At 59.0% G+C, this 573-nt stretch carries 1 protein-coding gene; it reads right to left on the reverse strand.

Annotated features, from left to right (window positions below):
• On the reverse strand, positions 1-562 hold a 562-nt coding region (locus tag GOB87_RS16530; protein WP_166319213.1), incomplete at its 3' end, for a DUF6118 family protein.
• Positions 563-573 lie beyond the last annotated feature (11 nt).

Here is a 573-nt window from a genome sequence, read left to right on the forward strand (position 1 = left end):
GGCTGTCCTCACGTACACGTTGCCAGCCTTCAGGATTGCTGACCGCCATCATCATGGCCCCAGAGTTCCAGCGATCTTTCTCCCCAACAATAAAGGATGCCACTCGCGTCCCGACAGAAGATGGCAGGAGATACGCCAAAACAGGCGACAACCCGATCCCTACAACAAGACAGGCAAGCCCCACCCCTAACAGCCACCAGTTCTGACGATCCTGCTGACGGGACTGACCAATGATATTGGCAAGAACCCGACGTTCCCCCTGAACCTCACCTATCGCTTTCTGAAACGCTGTCTGCATCTCCTGACTGGCAGAAATCCCGGCCTGACGAATCCCTTGCCCATACGCCTGGGGCGTCATCTTCAGCGTCGGATTGGCCTCGATCGCCTCCATTCGTGCACCGACTGCATTCATGGCCTTCACGACACGGGCCAGATCCTCCGTGTAATCCGGGGGCCGATTGTCCCGCCACGCCTGCGGCAACGCTTCCACGCTCCGCCGGAGTACCGTCATTTCGGCGCACAGGTCCTCAAACGCGCGCGCTGCTGGATCTGTCTCGGACATCAGATATCCCC

This window comes from Acetobacter estunensis (genome assembly GCF_011516945.1).
Taxonomy (GTDB): domain Bacteria; phylum Pseudomonadota; class Alphaproteobacteria; order Acetobacterales; family Acetobacteraceae; genus Acetobacter; species Acetobacter estunensis.